The organism is Janthinobacterium sp. BHSEK, assembly GCF_056174685.1.
In genome coordinates, this window is record NZ_JBWBYV010000042.1 from 1 (window position 1) to 21,569 (window position 21,569).

The following is a 21,569-nucleotide window of genomic DNA, read 5'->3' on the forward strand; positions in this document are numbered from 1 at the left end:
GTGCGTTCGGCACTGGGCGCGACGGCCAACCGTCTGGACCACGTCAACACCAACCTGTCGAACATCGCCACCAACACCAAAGCCGCTACCGGCCGCATCATGGACACCGACTTCGCGACCGAAAGCTCGAACATGACGTCGTCGCAAATGCTGCTGCAAGCTGGCACCGCGATGCTGAAACAAAGCAACAGCATGTCCTCGATGGTCATGTCCCTGCTGCAATAATATGGACTTGGCCGCGTGCGGCCAACCTATCGAAGCCAGACTCCGGTCTGGCTTTTTTTTCGCCTGCAGCGCGACGCATTCAGGCAAATTGAACTAAATTGCCATCACGTTTAACGATGTTGCCGGCATAGTCGCCTATACAAGGCAGAACACCGAACAATCATCCACTGGAGCCGCCGCGTGCTGAGCATTCATACCAATACCGCCGCACTGTCTGCCCAGCGGGCCATGGGCTGGGCCCAGCAGCTGCTGTCGACGTCGATGACGCGCCTCTCCACAGGCTTTCGCATCAACTCGGCCATGGACGACGCGGCCGGCTTGCAGATCGCCACCAGGCTCAGCGCCCAGACCAGCGGCATGGCGGTGGCCATGCGCAACACGCAAAACAGCACCTCGCTGCTGCAGACGGCCGAAGGCGCGTTTGGCGAAGTCACCAGCATGCTGGTGCGCATGAAGGACCTGGCCACCCAGGCAGCGGACGCCTCGTCGAACCAGAAGGACCGCGACGCCATGCAGGGCGAATACGATGCGCTGGGCGCCGAACTGTACAACGTGATGACGAACACCCGCTACGGCGGCACCTTATTGCTGGGCAACGGCGGCGCCGGCAACGGCACCTTGTCGCAAGCCATGACGTTCCAGATCGGCGCCAGCGGCAGCGAGACCATGCAGTTCAGCGTGGCGGGCGACATGGCCGGCCTGGATGCGGCGCTGCAGGCGATCTCGGCCAATTTCGCGCCAGGCGCCACGCCCGGCAGCGAATTTGCCAGCAACAGCAGCGCCAACGGCATGATAGACCTGCTGGCGGCGACCGTCGACAAGGTCGGCAGCGTGCGCTCGGCGCTGGGCGCCACGGCGAACCGGCTCGGTCATGTCTACAATAACCTGTCCAACATGATCACCCACACCAAGACCGCCATCGGCCGCATCATGGATGTCGATTACGCGGCCGAAAGCGCCAACATGACCTCGGCGCAAATGCTGATGCAGGCGAGCACGGCCATGCTCAAGCAAAGCCAGAGCATGAGCAAGCTGATTCTTTCTTTACTACAATAGTGACTGGCAGGACGCGATGGCGGATCGGATGAATAGGTATCAGCAGGAAGCAATGGCATGGCGATAGACCGCATTGCATCGGGCAATCCCGTGCCCCTGATTACCCAGCGCTTCGACGTCAGCCCCGCGACGCCGATGGTGCCGGGCGTGGTCCAGCCGCTGGTGCCGATCGGGCCCTACATGGCACCCGCACCGGACGCCGGCACCCTGCCCGCCCAGCTGCAGCAGCAGGGCCAGGACAGCCTGGCGTCCCTCATCAAGCCCAACGCCGACGGCACGGGCGGCGCCATGCCGCGCGACAGCAGCGCCATGCAGGTCAATCAGCTGTTCTTCACGCGCCAGCTGGTGTGGCAGCCGCCCGACGCGGCGCAGCTGGCCGCCTCGTGGCGCGTGATGGTCAAGACCTATGGCGAACAGTATGCGGCGCTGCAGGAACAGGCGCGCGGCCAGCACGTGCCGGGCAGCCTGTTCATGGCCGAGCAGCAACCGGCGCTGCTGCGTGAAGGCGCCCGTCCGCCACTGACGGTCGACAGCGAAGCGTGGCGCTTTGCCGTGTATGGCTGGGGCGGCCAGCGCCTGCTGCTGCGCGTGCTGGCCAGCGATGAAGACGATGAGGCAACGCCGAGGCGGCGCGGCAAGGTGGCGCTGCGCGTCGAGCTGATCATCATCGGCATCGGCCGGGTCGTGATCCAGATGGAGCCGGCCGGCGACGGCGTGCTGCTGGAACTGGCCGCCGACGAGGAAGCGGCGCTGCGCCACCTGCGCCTGGCCCTGCCCGAGATCGCCGGCGCCGTGCGGCGCGCGGGCCTGCGCGTCGTGCGCTGCCGCCTGAACCGCCAGCTGCACGCGCAGCGCATGCACGGCAATTACCCGATGCAGGCGGGTGCCGCTGCGCTGTCGCTGCCCCTGTTCCGCGCCATGGCCGAAGTGGCCTTGCTGCTGACGCAGCCGGAAGCGGAAGCGGCGGCCGATCCCGATGCGCCCGCAGCACCTGCGGCGGCAGCAGAAGAAGAGACCATCGCCGCCTCGAAGGAAGTGGCGGCGCCGCTCGGCTACGACTATGGCAACGAGGCAGAAGCGGCGCAAGGCGGCACCGTGCTGCTGCTGGCCGATGGCCAGGAGCACGATCTGTTGCCGCCCATCGACGAGCAGGATTGATACAGCAGGATTGATACAGCACAAAAAACGGCGCCCGCAGCGCCGTTTTTCTTTTCATCCCGCCCTACTAGCCCACCGTGCCGATGATGCTCACTTCGCGGTTTTCCGGGATTTCGTTGTACGACAGCACATGCAGGCCCGGCGCGAACAGGCGCGCGTAGCGGGCCAGCAGCGGACGGATCTGCGGCAGCACCAGCAGCAGCGGCGGCGTGGCCTGCTGCTTCATCTGCTCGCGCGCCACCGGCATGTTCACCTGCAGCTGCGACAGCAGATGCGGGTCGATCGGATAGTTATCGAGCGTCACCTTGCCCGACTGGCGCGCCTGGTTCAATGAGCCGAGCAGCATGTTTTCCAGCTCGCCGCCCAGGTTGAACGCCTGCATTTCCATCTTCTGGCCAAACAGGCCGCTGACGATCTGGCGCCGCAGCGCGCAACGCACTTCGGCCGCCAGCAGGATGGGATCCTTGGTGGTTTCTGAACTGTCGAGCAAGGTGGTGGCGATGGGCACGATATCCTTCAATGACACGTTTTCCGCCAGCAAGACGCGGAACACGCGCAGCAGCTGCGTGTGCGTCAGCGCCTTGTCCAGCGCGCCGGCCAGTTTGGGCGACAGGGCCGTCAGGCGCTCCATCATGTTCGACACATCTTCGTGGCGGAACAGTTCCGGCAGGTATTCGCGCACCATCTTCGACAAGTGCGTGGCGATCACGCTGGGCGCCTCGATGACCTGGTAGCCAAGGCCCAGTGCATGCGCCTTTTCGCTCGGTTCGATCCACGTGACGGGCATGCCGTAGGCCGGCTCGATGCCGGGAATGCCGTCCAGCTGGCCATACACGTTCGGCGACGGGATCGCCATCAGCCGGTCGGCCTGCACTTCCGCCTGCGCCACCACGGTGCCGGACAGCACGATCGCGTATTGCGACGGTTTCAGGGCCAGGTCGTCGCGCACGCCGATATTCGGCAGCAGCAAGCCCATCGCCTCGGACAAACTCTGGCGCACGCCCTTGACGCGCTTGTTCAGCGGCTCGCCTTGCGTTTTATCCACCATGCCGACCAGTTTATAGCCGAGCATCACCATCAATGGCTGCACGGCCGGCAGTTGCTGCCACTCCAGTTCGGCCGGCTTGTCGTCGCGCAAGGCCGCCTCGATGGCCGCCATGCCCGCCGCGTCCGGCCCCTTCACGCGCTTGGTCAATCGCCAGGCCACGAAGGCCAGCACGGCGGCGAAGGTCATGAACATGAACCACGGCATGCCCGGAATCAGGGCCAGCGCCACCATCATGCCGGCCGCGCTGAAGATCACCGTTGGCGAGGTCAGTACCTGGCCTGCCACCTGCTGTTCGAAGTCGCCCGAATCGCTGATGCGGGTCACCAGGATGGCAGCCGCGGCCGACAGCAGCAGCGCCGGGATCTGCGCCACCAGGCCATCGCCGATGGTCAGCAGCGCGTATTGACGGAAGGCATCGCCAAACGACAGATCGTGCATCAGCGAACCGATGGCCACGCCGCCGACCATGTTGATGATCAGGATCAGGATACTGGCGACGGCATCGCCGCGCACGAACTTCGACGCGCCGTCCATGGCGCCGTAGAAATCCGCTTCGGCGGCCACGTCCTTGCGGCGGATCTGGGCTTTTTCCTGGTTGATCAGGCCGGCGTTCAGGTCGGCATCGATGGCCATCTGCTTGCCCGGCAAGGCATCGAGGGTGAAGCGCGCCGACACCTCGGAAATACGCTCGGCGCCCTTGGTGACGACGGCGAAGTTGATGATCATCAAGATCACGAAGACCACGATACCGACGACGAAGTTACCGCCGATCACCACGTTACCGAAGGCCTCGATCACCTTACCGGCCGCGTCCGCGCCAGTATGGCCGTGCAGCAGCACCACGCGCGTGGACGCCACGTTGAGGGTCAGCCTGAGCATGGTGGTGGCCAGGATCACCGTCGGGAAGACGGAGAAATCGAGGGGCCGCTTGGCCGACACGCTGACGAGGATGACGATCAGTGCCAGCACGATATTGAAAGTGAACAGGATATCGAGCAGCACGGGCGGCAGCGGCAGGATGATCATCGCCAGGATCACCAGCAGGAACAGCGGCGTGGCGAACTTGTGGCGGCGCATTTCGGCAACCAACCGGTTCAGGAAATTCATGGCGGTACGACCTCGCTCAAATGAGATGGCACGGCCATCTCGGTGGGTAATACGGGCTGGGCAGCACGCTGCCCGGACCGGAATGCTTTCAATTGCAGGATGTAGTTCAGCACCTGCGACACGGCCTGGTACAGCTGCACGGGAATCTGCTGCTGCACCTGGCTGGTGTTGTAGATGGCGCGCGCCAGCGGCGGCAACTCCAGCGTTTCGATATCGTGTTCCTTCGCCACTTGCCGGATATACAGCGCCATCTCGTCGACGCCCTTGGCAACGACGAACGGCGCCTCGGCGCGGTCCTGGTCATACTTGAGCGCGACGGCGTAGTGCTCGGGATTGACGATCACCACGTCGGCGTCGGGCACGGTCTTGCGCACGCTGCGCCGGCCGATCTGCTGCTGCAGCTGGCGGATGCGCTGGCGCACTTCGGGCCGCCCTTCGCTGCTCTTGTGTTCTTCCTTGACGTCCTGCTTGCTCATGCGCTGGTTGCGGGCAAAGAAAAACGCCTGCGCCGGCACGTCGATGATGGCGAACAGCACGAAGACGGAAATGAGCGCCATCAGGCCGTCAAGCATCAGCGCGGAACCGTCGAGCATGGCTTGCTGCAGGGGCCGGTGTTGCAAATCCACGTACTGCGTCAGGCTGGAGCGGCTCACGTGCACGAGCACCATGCCCAGCACGGCGGCCTTGGCGATGGACAGGCCGAATTCAAAGCCATGCTTCGGCGACACCAGGCGGCCCAGGTTCTTGGCCGGGCTCAGGCGCTCCATCTTCGGCATCCAGTTCTTCGTGCTGACGACCCAGCCGCCGGGGATCAGTGAGCCGAGCACGACGAACAGGGGCACGCAAAACAGCGGCACGATCATCTTGATCAGCAAGCCCACCGAGGTGGTAAACGCCATCGACATGGCATTGTCCAGCGCGCCCTTGCTGTCGAGCGGCATGAAGGCCATGGCGAACAGTTCGCGAAAGCTCACCAGATAGCCCGGCAGCAGGTAGATGAAGACCTTCATGCTGATCAAAATGCCCAGCGCCGTCGACAGGTCGCGCGAACGCACCACCTGCCCTTCCTGGCGCGATTTCTTCAGCTTCTGGGCTGACGCCTTTTCTGTCTTGTCGCCCGTGCTGCTATCCGCCATGGGCCACCCGCATCTGTTCGGCGATCATATCGAGCACACGGTTCGTCATGGCGACATAGTGTTCCGGGATAAAGCGCACGATCTGCATCAGCATCAGCAGGCCGAACATGGTGATCATGGAAAAACCCAGCGAAAACAGGTTCAGCGACGGCGCCACGCGGTTCAGGAAACCAAAGCCCAGTTGCACCACCATGGTGGAAAAGATGATGGGCAAGGCCAGCAGCATGGCGGCGGCGAAGATCCACGCCACGTTGTACGCCACGGTCTGCAGCAGCAACGGCCCGTAGCCCTGCCCCACTGGCCAGGCCTTGAAACTGGCGCCGATCACGCCCGTCAGCACGAGGTGGCCGTCGATGGCGAAAAACACGATCATGCACATGATGGTGAGCAAACCCGTGATCACGTCCGACGAAGTGCCGTTGAGCGGGTCGTTCATGACGGCCATGGAAAAGCCCACCTGGCTCGAGACCAGGTAGCCGAGCACCGACATGACGGACATGGCGAAGTGGAAGGCCAGGCCCAGAACGAAGCCGACGATGGCCTGCTCCAGGGTGGCGACGACGGCGTGCAGGGAAAACGGATCGATCTTCAGCAAGTCCTGCGAGATGCCCGACGCCTGCATCACGGGCAGCATCAGGATCGCCAGCACCAGCGACAGCAGCACCCGCACGGGCACGGGCACCATGGCGTCGCCGATCACGGGCGAGGCGCTGAGCATGGCCAGGATGCGGCAGAACGGCCACCACACGGCCAGCAGAAACGGCAGCAGCTGATTGAAAATCTGATCCATGGCGCGCGGCGCTATCCGACCAGGGTGGCCGCGCGCTGAAAAATGGACACGCAATAATCCATCAGGTAGCCGGCCATCCAGCGTCCGGCCAGGATCAGGGCCAGCAAGGTGACCAGCAGGCGCGGCAGGAAACTCATGGTCTGTTCATTGATCGAGGTGGCCGCCTGCACCAGCGCGACCAGCAGGCCCATGAGCAAACCCGGCACGACCAGGATGACCACCAGCAGCATCACGACATGCAGCGCTTCGATGATCAGGTCAACGGCGACTTCAGGGGTAAACATCGCTCAATAGCCCTGTATGCTGGTAACCAAGGTGTTGACGGTCAGGGTCCAGCCGTCGACCAGCACGAACAGCAGCAGCTTGAACGGCAACGAGATCACCAGCGGCGAGAGCATCATCATGCCCATGGCCATCAGCACGGACGCCACCACCAGATCGATGATGAGGAACGGTATGAACAGCATACAGCCGATCTGGAACGCCGTCTTGAGTTCGGACAAGACAAACGCGGCCAGCTTGACCGTGAAGCTGTGGTCTTGCGGACGCATGCTCGACGGTTCGCCGGCCAGGTGGGCGATCTGCGCCAGCGCGGCCTTGCTCGTCTGCGCCAGCATGAAGCGCGAAATCGGCACTTCGGCGATCTTCAGGGCTTCCTGCATGCCGATCTGGTCGCGGTCGTACGGCACGAACGCTTCCTTCCACACCTGGTCGCCGATGGGGCGCATGACCAGCAAGGTGAGGATCAGGGCGATGCCCGTGACGATACGGTTGGGCAAGCCCTGCTGCAGGCCCAGGGCCTGGCGCAGCAGGGACAGCACGATGACGAAGCGGGTAAAGCTGGTCATCATCATGACCATCACGGGCAGCAGCCCGAGCAGGGTCATGACAACGAGGATCTGCATCTTCACCGACAGGTCGGTCTTTGCGCCCGGCACCACGCCGGCCAGCAGGTCCTGCGCGCCGGCGGCGCCGCAGCACAGCATCAAAAGAGGAACAGCCAGCGCGGCAGCCAGCGCGCCGCGGCGCCGGCTCAAACCGGGTACCGCCAGCTTCATGCTGTCATCAGGTCGAGATTGAGGCCGTCGAGGTCGATGACTTTGAGGCCATAGTTCTCGCCGGCCACCACCACTTCGGCGCGGCCGATCGGCGTGCCGTTGACCTTGATCACCAGCGGTTCGCCGGCCAGCATGTCGAGTTCGATCACGCTTTCCGGGCCGATGGCCATCAGCTCTTCCAGCGAAATGCGGGCCGAGCCCACTTCCAGGGTCAGGGTGACGGGAATCTTGCGCATCATCTGCGGAATGTCGCGGCGCGCGCGGGTGCTGGCCACGTCGGAGACGTCGCCCTGGTCGATGATCATGTCATCGCCCAGGTCTTCCAGCAGGGTTTCGCTCTGGTTGGTATCGGTCATATTCATATTATTCGACATCTTCAAATGAGGTTAAACAGAGCTTGCCCTTGTGTTCGGAAACAGCCGCTGTAAATAAACGGGAGTCGTCCAGCATGACGTCGGTACGACTGAGGCTGACGGGAATCACGTCGCCCACGCGCAAGTCGAACAAGGCGCCCAGCTGCATCTGCTTGCTGACCAGCCGGCCTTCCAGGGTCACTTGCAGGCGCGACGCGAGCGGGCGCACGCTGCCGCGCAAGGCTTTCTTCGCTTGCGCGCGCTCAGGCAGCAGGCCGCGCAGCACGTCGGCCATCAGGCGCTTGTCGAGCGAAAACCAGAACTGGCCGCTCTGCCCCGCCTCGACGTCGCTGAGCGCCACCGTGATGATCCAGCTGCCGCGCGCCGGATGCACGCCCGACTGCACGGCGACCTCGGCACTGGTATCGATGTCGCTGCTCTTGCCCAGGGTTTGCAGGTTCTTGTGGATGCGGGCAAACAAGCTGCCCACCAACTGTTGTCCCAGCACCACAGCGAGGCGCTCCTCCGTGGCCGTCACGCGCACCTGCGCCGGATCGGGCAGCGCCCCCTTGGCGCCGGCACTACCATAGCGATAGTTCAGCACGCTCAAGAGTATCTGCCGCTCGAGCGCAAAGCCCGGCTGGCCGGCCGGCGCGGAAAAACTCAGCCAGCGGTTCGCGCCGTCCTCGTTCTCCACGCGCGACAAGCTCACGGCATCGATCTGGAAATTGCCCCAGTAGCGACGGCTCATGGGCTGGCGCAGGGCCACGGCCAGGTCGTCGCGCAGCTGGGCGCCGAATACATGCAGCAAATGGACAGGACGTCCAAGCAGACAGGAATCGAGGACTTGATGGCGCGCAGTTTGATCTGTCTTGGTAATGATTGTCATGTAGTGGTCATGTCGGTATTGCGGTGGCAGAACAAATTATACGGATCGCCCGAAATTAAATACAGCATCATCTTGGCCTGGCCGGCAGGCCCGCAAGCAAACGATTGCGCATCGTATCGCATGGTAGATGACTACGGTGCTGAACAATACATGAAAACGCTAAATATTGCCATGTATCAATATTCCTTGAGCCAATCCACTCTTTACTTTATAGTTGCCGCGAGGTAAGCTTATAGCGACAAAATAGTGATTTGCAGTGCGCCATTCCGCTTACCTGATTCCGGTTTTTATGGCAGTTTCCATTCCGTTATTGCCACCAGAAGAAACTTTTATCAGATAAATATTAGTTGTCATGGCCATGTGAATCATGTCGGCGCAGGTTTGCTGAGTTTGTTCGAGTCTGCTTCAGCGGATGGTGTGGCAACTGATAAAACTGATGGGCCTTGTGGACCGGGCCGGGCAGGATGGCATGATTGCACTGCTGCCGGATTGGCAACACCAGTAATTCTATTGATACGTCACCGCATATTGAAAGTAGAGGGCAAGATGAGCAACGAACTCGCAGGTCTGATCAAGGCCGATCTGGCAGCACTGAGCAATGACGCGCGCGCCCTGGGCGCCAGCATCGCGCCCGCCGCCCAGTTCGGCGCGCCGGAACAATCGGGCTTCTCCTTTGCGCAAAGCATGCAAGACGCCATCGGCAAGGTCAACGGCGACGACCGCCTGGCCGCGCAGAAAATGAGCGACGTCGACAGCGGCAAGAGCGACGACATGGTCGGCGCCATGCTGGCCAGCCAGGAAGCAAGCCTGTCCTTCTCCATGTTGATGCAAGTGCGCAACAAGGTCATGGGCGCCGTCGACGAACTCATCAAACTGCCTCTGTAATCTTCACGTCCTGATCCACGCCCAGCCTCCCAGCGAAAGTTACCCCAAGTGATTACCACCATGAAGTCCGCATTTGCGCGCTGGCGCCCTGGCGCCCAGCCCGCCATCCCGCCCGCCCTGCTGAAAAACCTGGTTCCCATCGTCGCGCTGGCCATCGGCATCACCGCCATGGTGACCATGTATGCCTGGCGCGACCAGGCCAACTACAAGCCGGTGTTTGGCGCGCGCGAAAAGGTGGCCGTGACGGATATGATGGCCACGCTGGACGCCGAGCACATCCCCTACCGCCTGCATCCGGACAGCGGCCAGGTGCTGGTGCCCGACGCCATGCTGGGCAAGGTGCGCATGCTGCTCGCCTCGAAGGGCGTGACGGCGCAGCTGCCGGCCGGCCTGGAACTGATGGACAAGAATGATCCGCTGGGCGTGTCGCAATTCGTGCAGGACGTGCGCTTCCGCCGCGGCCTGGAAGGCGAACTGGCGCAAAGCATCATGACGATGGACGCGATCGCTTCGGCGCGCGTCCATCTGTCGATCGCCAAGTCGACCTCGTTCGTCGCCAGCGATGGCGACAAATCGTCCGCCTCCGTGGTGGTGGCGCTGAAACCGGGCCGCACCCTGGCGCCGGAACAGATCGCCGCCGTCATCAACATGGTGGCCGGCAGCGTCGCCAGCCTGGCGCCCACGCGCGTGAGCCTGGTCGACCAGGGCGGCAACCTGCTGTCCTCGCACGTCGACCTGACGGACGGTTTCGATGCGTCGGCCGCCGGCAATGAAGGCGCGAAACGTTTCCAGGATGAAATCCGCCGCAACGTCACGGGCTTGCTCGGCCCCGTCATCGGCGAAGACAACTTCAAGCTCAGCGTGACGGCCGCCGTGAACAACGACCGCGTGGACGAAACGCTGGAAAAATACGGCGAAGCCCCGAAAGTGACGAGCGAAGCGATGCGCGAAGAGCAGGAACGCAACCGCACCGTGGCCGGCATTCCCGGCAGCCTGTCGAACCGTCCTCCGGCGGCCGCCGTGCCGGCACCGGCCGACGCCGCCGGCGCCGCGCCCGCCGATGGCGCACCGAAGCCATCCGACGACGGCACGGCCCGCAAGAACGCCACCACGCGCCAGTACGCGTATGACCGCAGCATCACGCAGATCAAGCGCAGCCGTGGCCGCCTGGAAAAACTCAGCGTCGCCGTGGTCCTCAACAGCGCCGCCGCACCGAACCCGAAAACGGGCTGGACCCCTGCCGAACTGGGCAATATTGAAAAAATGCTCAACAGCGGCCTGGGCATCAACGCCCAGCGCGGCGACAGCCTGAGCCTGACGGCGCTGGCCTTCCCTGCCAAGCCGCCCGTGGCGCAGTGGTGGGAAGAGCGCGACACCGTCGTCGATTTCAGCGGCTGGCTGCTGTACGCCCTGGGCGCCGTGCTCGGCTACTTCCTGATCCTGCGTCCGCTGCTGCGCCTGCTGACCTCGCGCCTGGCGCCGCCGCCACTGAAACAGCTCGATCCGGCCCTGGCACTGGGCGGCAGCAGCAGCGCCGCCGCCGCCGGCGCCAATGGCGTGGCCGCAGCCGGCGCGCCGGCCTTGGGCGTAAATGGCAGCCCGCTGGCGCTCGAAGGCGAGGCCGCCGCCGGCAACAGCATGCCGGTGGTGCCGCTGCTGGAAAATTATGACTTGCCGCCACCAGGCTCGGCGGTCGACGTGATGGTCGACCACCTGAAAGTGCTGGCTGAAAAAGAACCCGAGCGTGTCGCCGAAGTCGTCAAACAATGGATGCAGAAAAATGGCCGAACTCAACAACAATAATCCCTCCGACGGCGCAGAGTACGAAAGCGTCAGCCTGACTCCCGTGGAACAGGCCGCTATCGTGCTGCTGAGCATAGGCGAAGAACAGGCCGCCAACGTGCTGCGCTGCCTGTCGCGCGAAGAATTGCTGGAAGTCACGCAAGTGATGTCGCGCATGAGCGGCATCAAGGTCGAATCCGTGAAAACGGCCATGCAGACCTTCTTCGACGACTACCGCCAGCAAAGCGGCGTGCATGGCGCCTCGCGCAGCTACCTGAAGCGTTCGCTGGACATGGCGCTGGGCAGCGATATCGCAAATAGCGTGCTCAACAACATTTACGGCGACGCTATCCGTCCCAAAATGGCGCGCCTGCAGTGGGCCTCGCCAAAGTGGCTGGCCGAATACATCGTCAACGAGCACGTGCAGATGCAAGCCGTGTTCCTGGCCTTCCTGCCGCCCGCGCTGGCCGGCCAGATCCTCGACGCCCTGCCCGCTGAAGGCCGCGACCTGGTCTTGCTGAACCTGGCGCGCCTGGACGAGATCGACCGCGACCTGCTGGTCGAGCTCGACGAACTGGTGGGCCGCTGCCTGGGCACGCTCGACACGCAAAGCACCAGCGTGGAAGGCATCCGCCAGGCGGCCGAGATTCTCAACCGCATGCCGGGCAACCGCGCCGCGCTGGTCGAACTGCTGCGCGCGCACGACCCGGACGTCGTCTCGGAAATCGAACTGAGCATGTACGACTTCCTGATCCTGGCCACGCAGAGCGACGTCACGCTCACGCGCATCCTGGAAGACGTGCCGATGGAACAGTGGGCCATCGCCCTGAAGGGCGCGGAACCGTCGATCCGCGACGCCGTGCTGAAGACCATGCCGCGCCGCCAGGCGCAGAGCTTCGAAGACATGATGCGCCGTTCCGGTCCCGTGCCGCTGTCGCGCATCGAACAGACGCGCCAGGAAATCATGGCCACCGTCAAGGGCCTCGCCGATGCGGGCGAGATCGAAGTGCAGTTGTTTGCTGAAGCGGTGATCGAATGAAACACTTCCGCTCGTATCGTTTCCCGCCCCTGTCGCAATTCATCGCCGCCGGCCAGCGCGCCGCCAGCGAGGACACGGACGGCCAGTGGCAGGCATCCGTCTCGGAAGGCTTCGAGCAGGGCCAGCGCGACGGCTACGAAGTGGGCCTGGTGCAAGGCCAGCAGGACGGCTATGACGCCGGGCGCAGCGATGGCATGGCGCAGGGCCGCGAAGAAGGCCGCAATGAAACCCTGGTGGCGCTGGACCGCCTGGCCCGCCCCGTCGACGCCATCCTGCGCGACCTGAAGAAAGTGCGCGCCGATTACCGCGAAGCGCAGCGCAAGGAAGTGGTCGACCTGGTGGCCAAGGTGGCGCGCCAGGTGATCCGCGCGGAACTGGCGCTGCAGCCGGTGCAATTGCTGGCCCTGGTCGACGAGACCCTGGCGTCGATGCCGCCTACGCGCGAGGAAATCGACGTCTTCCTCAATCCGGAAGAATTGAAACGCATCAGCGAACTCGATCCGAAGCGCGCCAAGCGCTGGAACCTGATCGCCGATGCGCGCCTCGACGCGGGCGAATGCCGCATCAAGGCCGGCGACAATGAAGTCGACGCCGGCTGCCATCAGCGCCTGTCGGCCTGCATGGAACAGGTCAGCAGCCACCTGGCGCTGGCCGCCGAACACGCGGACCAGGGCGCGCCTGCATGATCGCCGACACGCTGCGCAGCTTCGAGATCGGCGATATCCCGGTCGCGACACCGACCGGCCGCCTGGTCGGCGCTTCCGGCCTGCTGCTGGAAAGCGCCGGCTGCCGCCTGCACACGGGCCAGCGTTGTCAGATTGAAACTGTGAGCGGCGAGTGGCTCGATGCGCAAGTCGTCGGTTTCCGCGAAAAACTGTCCTACCTGATGCCGTTCAAGAAGGCGACGGGCCTGACCACGGGCGCCAGAGTCCTGCCCCTGCCCGACAAGGCCAGCCTGCAGATCGGCCCCTCGTGGCTGGGCCGCATGGTCAACGGCCTGGGCGAACCGATCGACGACCTGGGCCGCCTCGGCGGCGAACACGTCCTGGAAGTGACGCCGCCGAAAATCAATCCCCTGAAGAAACAACCGGTCGTCGAGCCGCTGGACGTGGGCGTGCGGGCGATTAACAGCATGTTGACCTTGGGCAAGGGCCAGCGCGTGGGCCTGATGGCCGGCTCCGGCGTGGGCAAGAGCGTGCTGCTGGGCCTGATCACGCGCCAGACGGTGGCCGACGTCGTCGTCGTCGGTCTGATCGGGGAACGGGGCCGCGAAGTACGCGAATTCGTGGAAAAGTCGCTCGGTGCCGAAGGCTTGAAAAAGGCCGTGCTGGTGATCGCGCCGGCCGACGAATCGCCCTTGATGCGCATCATGGCCACCGAACTGTGCCATTCGATCGCCGCGCATTTCCGCGACCAGGGCAAGCACGTGCTGCTGCTGGTCGACTCGCTCACGCGCTATGCGATGGCCCTGCGCGAAGTGGCGCTGGCCCTGGGCGAGCCGCCGGCCACGCGCGGCTATCCGCCGTCCGTGTTTTCGAACCTGCCGCAACTGGTGGAAAGCGCCGGCAACGGCGCCCACCTTGACGGCAGCATGAGCGCCATCTACACGGTGCTGGCCGAAGGCGACGACCAGCAGGACCCCGTGGTCGACACGGCGCGCGCGATTCTCGACGGCCACATCGTGCTCACGCGCGAGCTGGCCGAGCGGGGCCACTACCCCGCCATCGACATCGCCGCCTCGATCAGCCGCTGCATGGCGCAGGTGATCACGCCCGGGCACATGCAGGCGGCGCGCGCGCTGAAAGCGTCGATGGCGCGCCATGCGCGCGTGCGCGACCTGATCCCGCTGGGCGCCTACGTGCCCGGCGCCGATCCGATCACCGACCGCGCCGTGCAGCTGCACGCGCCCATCGAAGCCTTCCTGTGCCAGGGCACGAAGGAAGAGGCGCCGATGGGACCGTGCATCGAACAACTTGAACAGATCATGGCCTAGGAGCATACGTGAGCGACGCGCATACCATCCGCAACCTGACCACCCTGGTCGGCCTGCGCAGCACCGAAGTGGAACGCCTGCAAGGCGAAATGGCGGCGCAGACGGCCGTGCGCGAGCGCTACCAGAAGAACCTGGAGCGTCTGACGGGCCTGTACACGGATAGCGGCCCCAGCGGCGCCCTGCCCCTGGCCCTGTCCGTCAATTGCGGCAACTTCAAGCAGGCGGTGATGCAGATGGCCGACCAGCACCGTACCGACCTGCATTTGCACGAAGCCAACATGGCCGTTTCGCAACGCGCCCTGAATACGGCCTGGGCCAAGCGCGAGGTGCTGGACCAGGTGCTGACGCAAAAACAAAAGCATGTTGCGAATGAGCAACACCGAGTTGATGCCAAGCGACAAGACGAGCTGGCGACGCAATTCTGGTTCCGCGGGCAGGTAAAATGAGGCTTGTGTAAGTTTCTTTCAGGAAAACTTCACGAAACGGGAATGGGGGTCGCCTTGTACCGGTATATCCCTTTATTCAGGAGTCTGGCATGGCAAACGCAATTACCGCACCACGATACGATCCGCTCGTCACAGCAGAACAACTGGCAACCAAATCGGTCGCGGCGCAAAAGGCAGCCCTGGCGGCTCAGACCACGCTGGCCAACAACACCACTAGCGCGCTGAGCAGCCTGAAATCGGCCATCTCGGCATTCCAGCTGGCGATGACGACCATGACGTCCAGCAAATCCGTGCTGAGCCAGTCCGCCACCTTCAGCAATACCGCGTATGGCACGGCCACGGCCGGCATCAAGGCGGCGCCGGGCAGCTATGCGTTCTTTGTCGAACAACTGGCCACGGCCAGCCAGACTTCGTATGGCGGCTTGAGCAGCACCACGCCCGCCAATGGCGGCAACATGACCATCCGCATCGGCGACCCGCTGGCCGCTGTCACGGCCGACAACGCCTTCGACATCGACCTGGCAGCCGCCAACAAGGATGGCGACGCCTACCTGACGCCGCAGGAGCTCGCCGCCGCCATCAATGGCAACAGCAAGAATAACGCGCGCGTCACCGCTTCCGTCATCAATATCGGCAGCCAGGCGCAACTGGTGCTGACGTCGAATCTCACGGGCGTGGCCAATGCCGTCTCGATCGACACCGGCAGCGTGACGGATCCGGCGCTGCAGACGGCGCTGCAGAGCGACATGAAAAGCCTCGTGGCACCCAAGGATGCCATCGTCTGGCTGGGCGCCCAGGGCACCGGCACCAAGATCACCCAGGCATCGAACACGTTTACCAACGTGCCCGACGTGAAAATGACGTTCACCAAGGCCATGACGGCAGGCGAGAATCCCCTGACCGTGACCGTCGGCACCGACAGTGCCGGCACCATCGCCAACGTGCAAGCCTTCGTCGACGCCTACAACAAGCTGAAAAGCGTGATGGATGGCCTGGCCAGCCCCGGCAATCCGGAGAAAAATATCGCCGCCGGCATCTTTGCCCACGACTCCGGCCTGAACGCCCTGCGCAGCAGCATGGGCGATGCCTTGCGCCTGAACGTCGATGGCGTGTCGCTGGTGGCGTATGGCATTACCGCCCAGCGCGACGGCACGATCAGCCTGAATACGGCCAAGCTGACGGCCAAGCTGGCGGACAATCCAGGCGGCCTGGACAAGCTGTTCGGCAACAACAGCCTGTCGGCCCCTGCCGGCGTGCTCGGCGGCCTGGACAAGGTGCTGGGCCAGTGGAGCAATGTCACAAAAGGCCAGATCACCCAGCGCATGGCAGCGACGGACAAGTTGCAGAAAAGCCTGGCCAAGAGCAGCGAGCGTCTGACCAACCAGTACAACACGGCGTACACCCGTTTCCTGGATCAGTATTCCCGCCTGCAAGTATTGCAGGAACAAATGACGCGGAATTCCGACATGTTCGATGCCATGTTCAGTAACGACAAATCCTAAGGCGGACGTGCCAGCCGCGCCGCCACAGTTAACATAGCGAGAAGATAACAATGTTGAACAATGAAGCTTACGGCAGCTACCACGCCGTCAACCTGGACTCCCAGACCGCCCGCGCCACACCGGTCGAACTGGTACTGGTGCTGACGGACGGCCTGCTGGAAGAACTGGCGCGCGCGCGCGGGCATATCGTGGGCAAGCGCTACGAGCAGAAGGCGATCAGCCTGGACAAGTGCACGCAAATCATCAATGGTTTGTCGAGCTCGCTCGATTTCGACAATGGCGGCGAGGTGGTGGTCAATCTGGCGCGCCTGTACGACTACTGCGTGGCGCGCCTGTACACGGCCGGCATCAAGCTCGACCCGACGCTGATCGACGAAGTGACGACCTTGATGACCACCATCAAGCGCGGCTGGGTGGGCGTCCAGGCCAACAATGCCTAGGCGCGCCGCGCTGCAGCAGCTGAGCCGGCAATTGAGCGCGGCGCTTGCCGAGCCGGACTGGGCGGCGATGGAAAAACTCTCGGCCAGCCTGGCGAAAAACATCCCGCTGCTGGCCGAACGTGGCGCATGGACTGCGCTGGAACAAACAGAATTGTTGCAATTGCGCAAAATTCACGCGCAAGCGGTTAAAATTTGCTCTGAGGAAAAAGAACGCCTGGGCTTACACCTGGGTGCATTACAGGCAAATAAGGAAGGTTGGGTCGCCTACGCCGCGCTCGGCGAATACGACTCGGACGGGAATCAAGCATGATCATGAACTTCAACACGGCGCCGGCCGCTCCGGCACGGGCGGCCCCAGCCGCACCTGCACCAGCACCGGCGCCAGCGCCTTCCCAGGCCGCCTTGCCCGGCGCGCCAGGCTATGGCGGCAATGGCGCCGTCCCCGCCGCCCTGCCCCTGTTTGCGCAGGTGCTCGACGTGACGGGCGTGGACAAGGCCGACGCCGGCACGCCCGCGCCCGCCAAGGACGGCGATGCCGAGAGCCAGGCCGATGGCAACCTGCCGGCCATGGCCGCCCCCGTCATCGGCTTGCCGGTGACGATGCTGCCGCCAACGGATGCGGCCGAAGCGCGCGCCGGCGCGCAGGCACAGACACAAGCGCAGGCGAATGTGGCGCAAGCGAACCCGGCACTCAACATCAGCCTGCATCCGGCGGCGGTCACCCTGAACGCGGCTGCGCCGGCAACGCCGCAAGCGGCAGGCCGCGACACGCGCGAACCGCTGGCCGCCGCCAATCCGGCGACAGCCGCCAAAGGCAGCGCGCCGGCGCAGCCGTTCGAATCGCTGCTGCAGCAGAACGCGCCGGTGACAGCCGCCGCCCCTGCCGTCACCGCGTTCACCGCGCGCGAAGGCGAACGCGGCGCCGCGGCGCCGGCCGCGCCCAACCTGGGCCTGGCGGGCGCGGTGGCCAACACCGCCACGGCGGCCCCGGCCGGCGACACCATCAAACTCAACGGTCCAGCCCAGCAGTGGCAGGAACCGCTGCGCGAAGCGCTGGGCGAACGCCTGCAGACGCAGATCGGCCGCAACAGCGAACACGCGACGATCCGCCTCGAGCCGCCCATGCTGGGCCGCATTGAAATTTCCATCCGCCACACGGCCGGCGCGCTGCAGGTAAACGTCACGGCGTCGAACTCGGAAGTGTTGCGCCAGCTGCAAGGCATCGGCGAAAACATGCGCAGCGACCTGGCGCAGCGCCAGTACACCGACGTGGCCGTGAATATCAGCGCCACCCCGCGCAGCCCCGCCGCCCAGGCGTTTGCCGAAGGCGATGCGCGCGGCCAGCGTCAGCCGGGCCGCCAGCAGGACGATGCCGAACCGGGCCGCGCCCTGTCCGACGGCAGCACTGCCGCCACCACTTACGCCATGCACGAGCGAGAGAGCGCCTGATGAATATGAAAATGAAACTGATCGCCGGCTTTGTCGGCGTGGCCGTGCTGGCCGCCGGCGCGGCTGGCGGCGCCATGTGGTACCTGGCCAAGCCGGTCGCCGGCCATGCCGATGCCGCCGAAGCGAAAGCCCCGCCGCCGCCCGCCACGGGCAAGAAGGCGCGCAAGTTCATCACGCTGGACAAGGTCATCGTGATGCTGCGCCGCGGCCCCGGCGAAGGCGACACGCATTACCTGTCGGCCGACCTGGTGATCGCCACCACCGAGGAAAAGGAAAAGCTGACCAAGGATCACTTGCCGCTGATGCGCTCGATCGCCGTCAGCACCCTGTCGAGTTTCCCGCTGGACAAGGCGCAAACCATGACCGTGGAACAGTATGCCGAGCAGATCAACAAGGCCTTCAATGTCAGCTACGAGCGCGAACAGATGGAAAAGCCGTTCACCGAAGTCATGGTCGGCAAGCTGATCATTGAATAAGCCAACACGCCAGCCGACCTAGTGGGAGATCCCTTGGCCTATGTAGAGCAATACCAGGAAGCGTATGGCGCCGGCGAATATGCCGCCGCCAGCGCTTGCGCGGCCGTGCTCAGCGTTGCTGAAGAGCAACAACATCTGGTGGCGTACTCCCCGCTGGTGAAACGCATCGTGCGCCAGCTCAATTCGCAGGTGTCGGGCGCCATCGACCGCGACGACATGGAACAGATCGGCCTGATGGGCCTGCTCGAAGCCCTGCGCCGCTACGGCGTGCCGGACCAGTCTTTCGGCAGCTATGCCAGTCTGCGCATCCGCGGCGCCATCCTCGATGAACTGCGGCGCCAGGACTGGCGCCCGCGCGCCGTGCGCCAGGAAAGCCACCGCCTGCGCGACAGCGTGCGCGCCCTGACCCGGCGCCTGGGACGCGAGCCGCAGGAAGCGGAAATCATGGCGGCCCTGAAGCTGACGCCGGAAGCCTTCCAGGAATATCAATTGGCGGAAAACGCCGAGCTGATCGCCAGTTTCGACGAAGTACTGCAGGAAAGCCTGGGACAGGCCGACAGCGCACCGAGCCCGGAAGAGCAATTGATGGTGCGGCGCAGCCTGGAACAAGCGCTGCGCGCTCTGGACGAACGCGAGCAGCGCGTGATCCAGATGTATTACGAATTCGAACTGAGCTACAAAGAAATAGCCGCCGTACTGGACCTGAGCGACGCCCGTGTCTGCCAGCTCAACAAGACGGCGCTGGGCAAGATGAAAGCCATGCTGCAAGACGCATAAGTTTCAGCACTATCCATCAAATTGACGCAGCACAATGACGCAGAAAGGCAGTTGACATGGTAATTATCGGTATCTTAATCGTGATGGGGTGTGTATTCGGAGGCTTCGCCCTGATGGGCGGCACCGTCCACGCGATCTGGCAACCGGTCGAGCTGATCATCATCATCGGCGCCGCCGTCGGCGCCCTGGTGCTGGGCAACCCCAAGCATGTACTCGGCGAAATGCTGCACCAGATGCGCAAGATCGTCACGCACAAGAAGCAAGGCTCGGAATTCCAGCGCCAGTTGCTGCTGCTGATGTATGAACTGCTGCAAACGGCCGCCGGCGGCCTGAAGGCGCTCGACGCCCACGTCGAGGCGCCGCGCGAAAGCGCCCTGTTCCAGCGCTATCCGCTGGTGCTGGAAGAGCCGAAGCTGCTCGCCTTCATCGTCGACAACTTCCGTTTGATGGCGATGGGCAAGATCAACGCGCATGAACTCGAAGGCGTGCTGGAGCAGGAACTGGAAGCCATCCACGACGAACTGCTGCAACCGTCGAAGTCGCTGCACAAGATCGCCGAAGCCATGCCCGGCTTCGGTATTCTGGCCGCCGTGCTGGGCATCGTGATGGCCATGAATTCCGTGGCCGACGGCGCCGATGCGGCGGAGATCTCGGAAAAAGTGGGCGCCGCCATGGTCGGCACCTTCATCGGCATCTTCTTTTGCTACGGCGTGCTCGATCCGATGTGCAACATGATGAAACAGCTGGTGGGCGAGGAAGGCTCGACCATGGAATGCGTGAAGGTCGTGCTGGTCACGCACGTGGCGGGCAAGCCGCCCCTGCTGGCCATCGATGCGGGCCGCCGCCTGGTGCAGCTGAACATCAAGCCGAGCTTCGCCCAGCTGGAAAGCTGGATCAATGCGCTGGAAGATGGCGGTGCCGAACAAGAGCAAGGCCAAGGCCGGGGAGGCCGCCGTGCTAAAGCCGCATGAGAAACATGAACAGGCCATCATCAAGCGTGCCGGACGCAAGCACGACGACGATGGCCATGGCGGCGCCTGGAAAGTAGCGTTCGCCGACTTTTGCCTGGCCCTGCTGTCGCTGTTCCTCGTGCTGTGGCTGATGGCCGCGCGCGAGCAGCAGGCGATGAAGGAAATCATGATGGATGCATCGGCCAGCAGCCGCCAGGGCGAAGGCCAGGGCGTCATGCCGGAACAGAGCGGCGGTCCCCGTGGCAGCCTCATCGAGCGCTTCCCCATGCCCCGCAAGGGCTCGGGCGACACGCGCACGGAAGGCAAGCAGACGCAGGAAGGCAAGGCCGGCGCCGCGCCGCAAAACCAGACGAAAGTGAGCTACCAGTCGCCGGAAGACTTGCTGAGCCTGTCGCGCGCGCTCGACAAGCTCAGCGACGAAGCGGGATTGAAGAGCAACCTGCAATCGGTGATCACGCCGTACGGCTTGCGCGTCATGCTGCACGATACGGACAAGCAAGGCATGTTCGTGCGCGGCAGCGCCGTGCCGACCGACCGTTTCCGCAAGCTGTTGCGCCAGATGGGCCCCGTGTTTGCGCAAATGGACAACCAGATGCTGATCGTCGGCCACACGGACTCGATGCAATACGCCAATACCGGCTATGAAGGCTTTTCGAACTGGACCCTGTCGGCCAACCGCGCCATGTCGGCGCGCGCACAATTGCTGATCGGCAGCATGAGTCCGGACAGCGTGCTGCAAGTGGTGGGCATGGCCGACCGCGCGCCGCTGGACGTGAAAAATGCCAGCGCCGGCATCAACCGCCGCATCGAACTGTTAATATTGACGCGTGGCCAGGCCGACAGCATCGCCGCCATGTTCGGCATGGCCGGACAAAAACCGCAAGGCGAGGAGCTGCAGGTGGGTGAGCCGGACTCGGGCACCTTGCAGCGCCTGCGCGACAAACTGGGCCTGCCCGCAAAGAAGGAACGTGACGAGCATGCAAATTAAG

At 63.9% G+C, this 21,569-nt stretch carries 24 protein-coding genes; 17 read left to right on the forward strand and 7 right to left on the reverse strand.

The features are described 5' to 3' along the window. The 3 genes from AC0V2Y_RS15330 to AC0V2Y_RS15340 form a co-directional block, all read left to right on the forward strand. A partial coding sequence (locus tag AC0V2Y_RS15330; RefSeq protein ID WP_475415847.1) for a flagellin occupies positions 1 to 225 on the forward strand: 225 nt, incomplete at its 5' end. Between the two features lie 180 nt (positions 226 to 405). Continuing rightward, positions 406 to 1,281 carry a flagellin N-terminal helical domain-containing protein gene (locus AC0V2Y_RS15335; RefSeq protein ID WP_475415846.1) on the forward strand — a complete coding sequence of 292 codons (876 nt, stop codon included), beginning with the start codon at positions 406 to 408 and terminating at the stop codon, positions 1,279 to 1,281. Between the two features lie 57 nt (positions 1,282 to 1,338). Continuing rightward, positions 1,339 to 2,439 (forward strand): hypothetical protein, encoded by a 1,101-nt coding sequence (locus AC0V2Y_RS15340; protein WP_475415845.1) that lies wholly within the window; start codon positions 1,339 to 1,341, stop codon positions 2,437 to 2,439. 67 nt (positions 2,440 to 2,506) lie between these two features. On the opposite strand, the gene AC0V2Y_RS15345 is transcribed toward AC0V2Y_RS15340, so the two are convergent. From AC0V2Y_RS15345 to AC0V2Y_RS15375, 7 genes are read right to left on the reverse strand one after another with little or no spacing between them, the layout of a single operon-like run. Continuing rightward, positions 2,507 to 4,594: a flagellar biosynthesis protein FlhA gene (locus tag AC0V2Y_RS15345; RefSeq protein ID WP_326457476.1), complete on the reverse strand. Its 2,088-nt coding sequence runs from the start codon at positions 4,592 to 4,594 to the stop codon at positions 2,507 to 2,509. Continuing rightward, entirely contained in the window at positions 4,591 to 5,730 is a 1,140-nt protein-coding gene (locus tag AC0V2Y_RS15350) for an EscU/YscU/HrcU family type III secretion system export apparatus switch protein (protein WP_475415844.1), read from the reverse strand. The genes AC0V2Y_RS15345 and AC0V2Y_RS15350 overlap by 4 nt, the downstream gene beginning before the upstream one ends. Continuing rightward, complete coding sequence (locus AC0V2Y_RS15355) at positions 5,720 to 6,520, reverse strand: flagellar biosynthetic protein FliR (RefSeq protein WP_475415843.1); 801 nt, start codon at positions 6,518 to 6,520, stop codon at positions 5,720 to 5,722. The genes AC0V2Y_RS15350 and AC0V2Y_RS15355 overlap by 11 nt, the downstream gene beginning before the upstream one ends. 11 nt (positions 6,521 to 6,531) lie before the next feature. Further along, a complete protein-coding gene (locus AC0V2Y_RS15360; RefSeq protein WP_034757874.1) occupies positions 6,532 to 6,804 on the reverse strand; it encodes a flagellar biosynthetic protein FliQ in 273 nt (90 codons plus the stop codon). A gap of 3 nt (positions 6,805 to 6,807) precedes the next feature. Next, on the reverse strand, positions 6,808 to 7,578 hold the full coding sequence (gene fliP, locus AC0V2Y_RS15365; RefSeq protein WP_475415842.1) for a flagellar type III secretion system pore protein FliP: 771 nt from the start codon (positions 7,576 to 7,578) through the stop codon (positions 6,808 to 6,810). Then, positions 7,575 to 7,940: a FliM/FliN family flagellar motor switch protein gene (locus AC0V2Y_RS15370; protein WP_046684914.1), complete on the reverse strand. Its 366-nt coding sequence runs from the start codon at positions 7,938 to 7,940 to the stop codon at positions 7,575 to 7,577. Before AC0V2Y_RS15370 ends, fliP begins: the two co-directional genes overlap by 4 nt. 1 nt (position 7,941) lies before the next feature. Next, positions 7,942 to 8,820: a FliM/FliN family flagellar motor switch protein gene (locus AC0V2Y_RS15375; protein WP_475415841.1), complete on the reverse strand. Its 879-nt coding sequence runs from the start codon at positions 8,818 to 8,820 to the stop codon at positions 7,942 to 7,944. 546 nt (positions 8,821 to 9,366) lie between these two features. Here AC0V2Y_RS15375 and fliE point away from each other — a divergent pair. From fliE to AC0V2Y_RS15445, 14 genes are all read left to right on the forward strand, one after another. Beyond that, the gene (gene fliE, locus AC0V2Y_RS15380; RefSeq protein WP_152252600.1) at positions 9,367 to 9,705 is read left to right on the forward strand and encodes a flagellar hook-basal body complex protein FliE; all 339 of its coding nucleotides are present in this window, start codon (positions 9,367 to 9,369) and stop codon (positions 9,703 to 9,705) included. Positions 9,706 to 9,765: 60 nt separating this feature from the next. Beyond that, a complete protein-coding gene (fliF, locus tag AC0V2Y_RS15385; protein ID WP_475415840.1) occupies positions 9,766 to 11,508 on the forward strand; it encodes a flagellar basal-body MS-ring/collar protein FliF in 1,743 nt (580 codons plus the stop codon). Next, entirely contained in the window at positions 11,486 to 12,526 is a 1,041-nt protein-coding gene (locus AC0V2Y_RS15390) for a flagellar motor switch protein FliG (protein ID WP_475415839.1), read from the forward strand. The genes fliF and AC0V2Y_RS15390 overlap by 23 nt, the downstream gene beginning before the upstream one ends. After that, a complete protein-coding gene (fliH, locus tag AC0V2Y_RS15395) occupies positions 12,523 to 13,212 on the forward strand; it encodes a flagellar assembly protein FliH (RefSeq protein WP_076569647.1) in 690 nt (229 codons plus the stop codon). The genes AC0V2Y_RS15390 and fliH overlap by 4 nt, the downstream gene beginning before the upstream one ends. Continuing rightward, entirely contained in the window at positions 13,209 to 14,519 is a 1,311-nt protein-coding gene (gene fliI / locus AC0V2Y_RS15400) for a flagellar protein export ATPase FliI (protein ID WP_475415838.1), read from the forward strand. Before fliH ends, fliI begins: the two co-directional genes overlap by 4 nt. Before the next feature lie 8 nt (positions 14,520 to 14,527). Continuing rightward, the gene (locus AC0V2Y_RS15405; protein ID WP_046684908.1) at positions 14,528 to 14,965 is read left to right on the forward strand and encodes a flagellar export protein FliJ; all 438 of its coding nucleotides are present in this window, start codon (positions 14,528 to 14,530) and stop codon (positions 14,963 to 14,965) included. Between the two features lie 89 nt (positions 14,966 to 15,054). Further along, positions 15,055 to 16,467, forward strand: coding sequence for a flagellar filament capping protein FliD (fliD, locus tag AC0V2Y_RS15410; RefSeq protein WP_475415837.1), 1,413 nt, complete (start codon positions 15,055 to 15,057; stop codon positions 16,465 to 16,467). 50 nt (positions 16,468 to 16,517) lie between these two features. Beyond that, positions 16,518 to 16,907 carry a flagellar export chaperone FliS gene (gene fliS / locus AC0V2Y_RS15415; protein ID WP_034757830.1) on the forward strand — a complete coding sequence of 130 codons (390 nt, stop codon included), beginning with the start codon at positions 16,518 to 16,520 and terminating at the stop codon, positions 16,905 to 16,907. Next, positions 16,900 to 17,217, forward strand: a complete 318-nt coding sequence (locus tag AC0V2Y_RS15420) for a hypothetical protein (RefSeq protein ID WP_475415836.1) — start codon at positions 16,900 to 16,902, stop codon at positions 17,215 to 17,217. Before fliS ends, AC0V2Y_RS15420 begins: the two co-directional genes overlap by 8 nt. Further along, positions 17,214 to 18,356, forward strand: coding sequence for a flagellar hook-length control protein FliK (locus AC0V2Y_RS15425; RefSeq protein WP_475415835.1), 1,143 nt, complete (start codon positions 17,214 to 17,216; stop codon positions 18,354 to 18,356). The genes AC0V2Y_RS15420 and AC0V2Y_RS15425 overlap by 4 nt, the downstream gene beginning before the upstream one ends. Before the next feature lie 11 nt (positions 18,357 to 18,367). Beyond that, complete coding sequence (locus AC0V2Y_RS15430; RefSeq protein ID WP_475415834.1) at positions 18,368 to 18,832, forward strand: flagellar basal body-associated FliL family protein; 465 nt, start codon at positions 18,368 to 18,370, stop codon at positions 18,830 to 18,832. A gap of 33 nt (positions 18,833 to 18,865) precedes the next feature. Beyond that, positions 18,866 to 19,609, forward strand: coding sequence for a FliA/WhiG family RNA polymerase sigma factor (locus tag AC0V2Y_RS15435; protein WP_326456117.1), 744 nt, complete (start codon positions 18,866 to 18,868; stop codon positions 19,607 to 19,609). A gap of 56 nt (positions 19,610 to 19,665) precedes the next feature. Beyond that, positions 19,666 to 20,580 (forward strand): flagellar motor stator protein MotA, encoded by a 915-nt coding sequence (motA, locus tag AC0V2Y_RS15440; RefSeq protein WP_034757817.1) that lies wholly within the window; start codon positions 19,666 to 19,668, stop codon positions 20,578 to 20,580. Beyond that, complete coding sequence (locus AC0V2Y_RS15445; protein ID WP_475415833.1) at positions 20,507 to 21,568, forward strand: flagellar motor protein MotB; 1,062 nt, start codon at positions 20,507 to 20,509, stop codon at positions 21,566 to 21,568. Before motA ends, AC0V2Y_RS15445 begins: the two co-directional genes overlap by 74 nt. Position 21,569 lies beyond the last annotated feature (1 nt).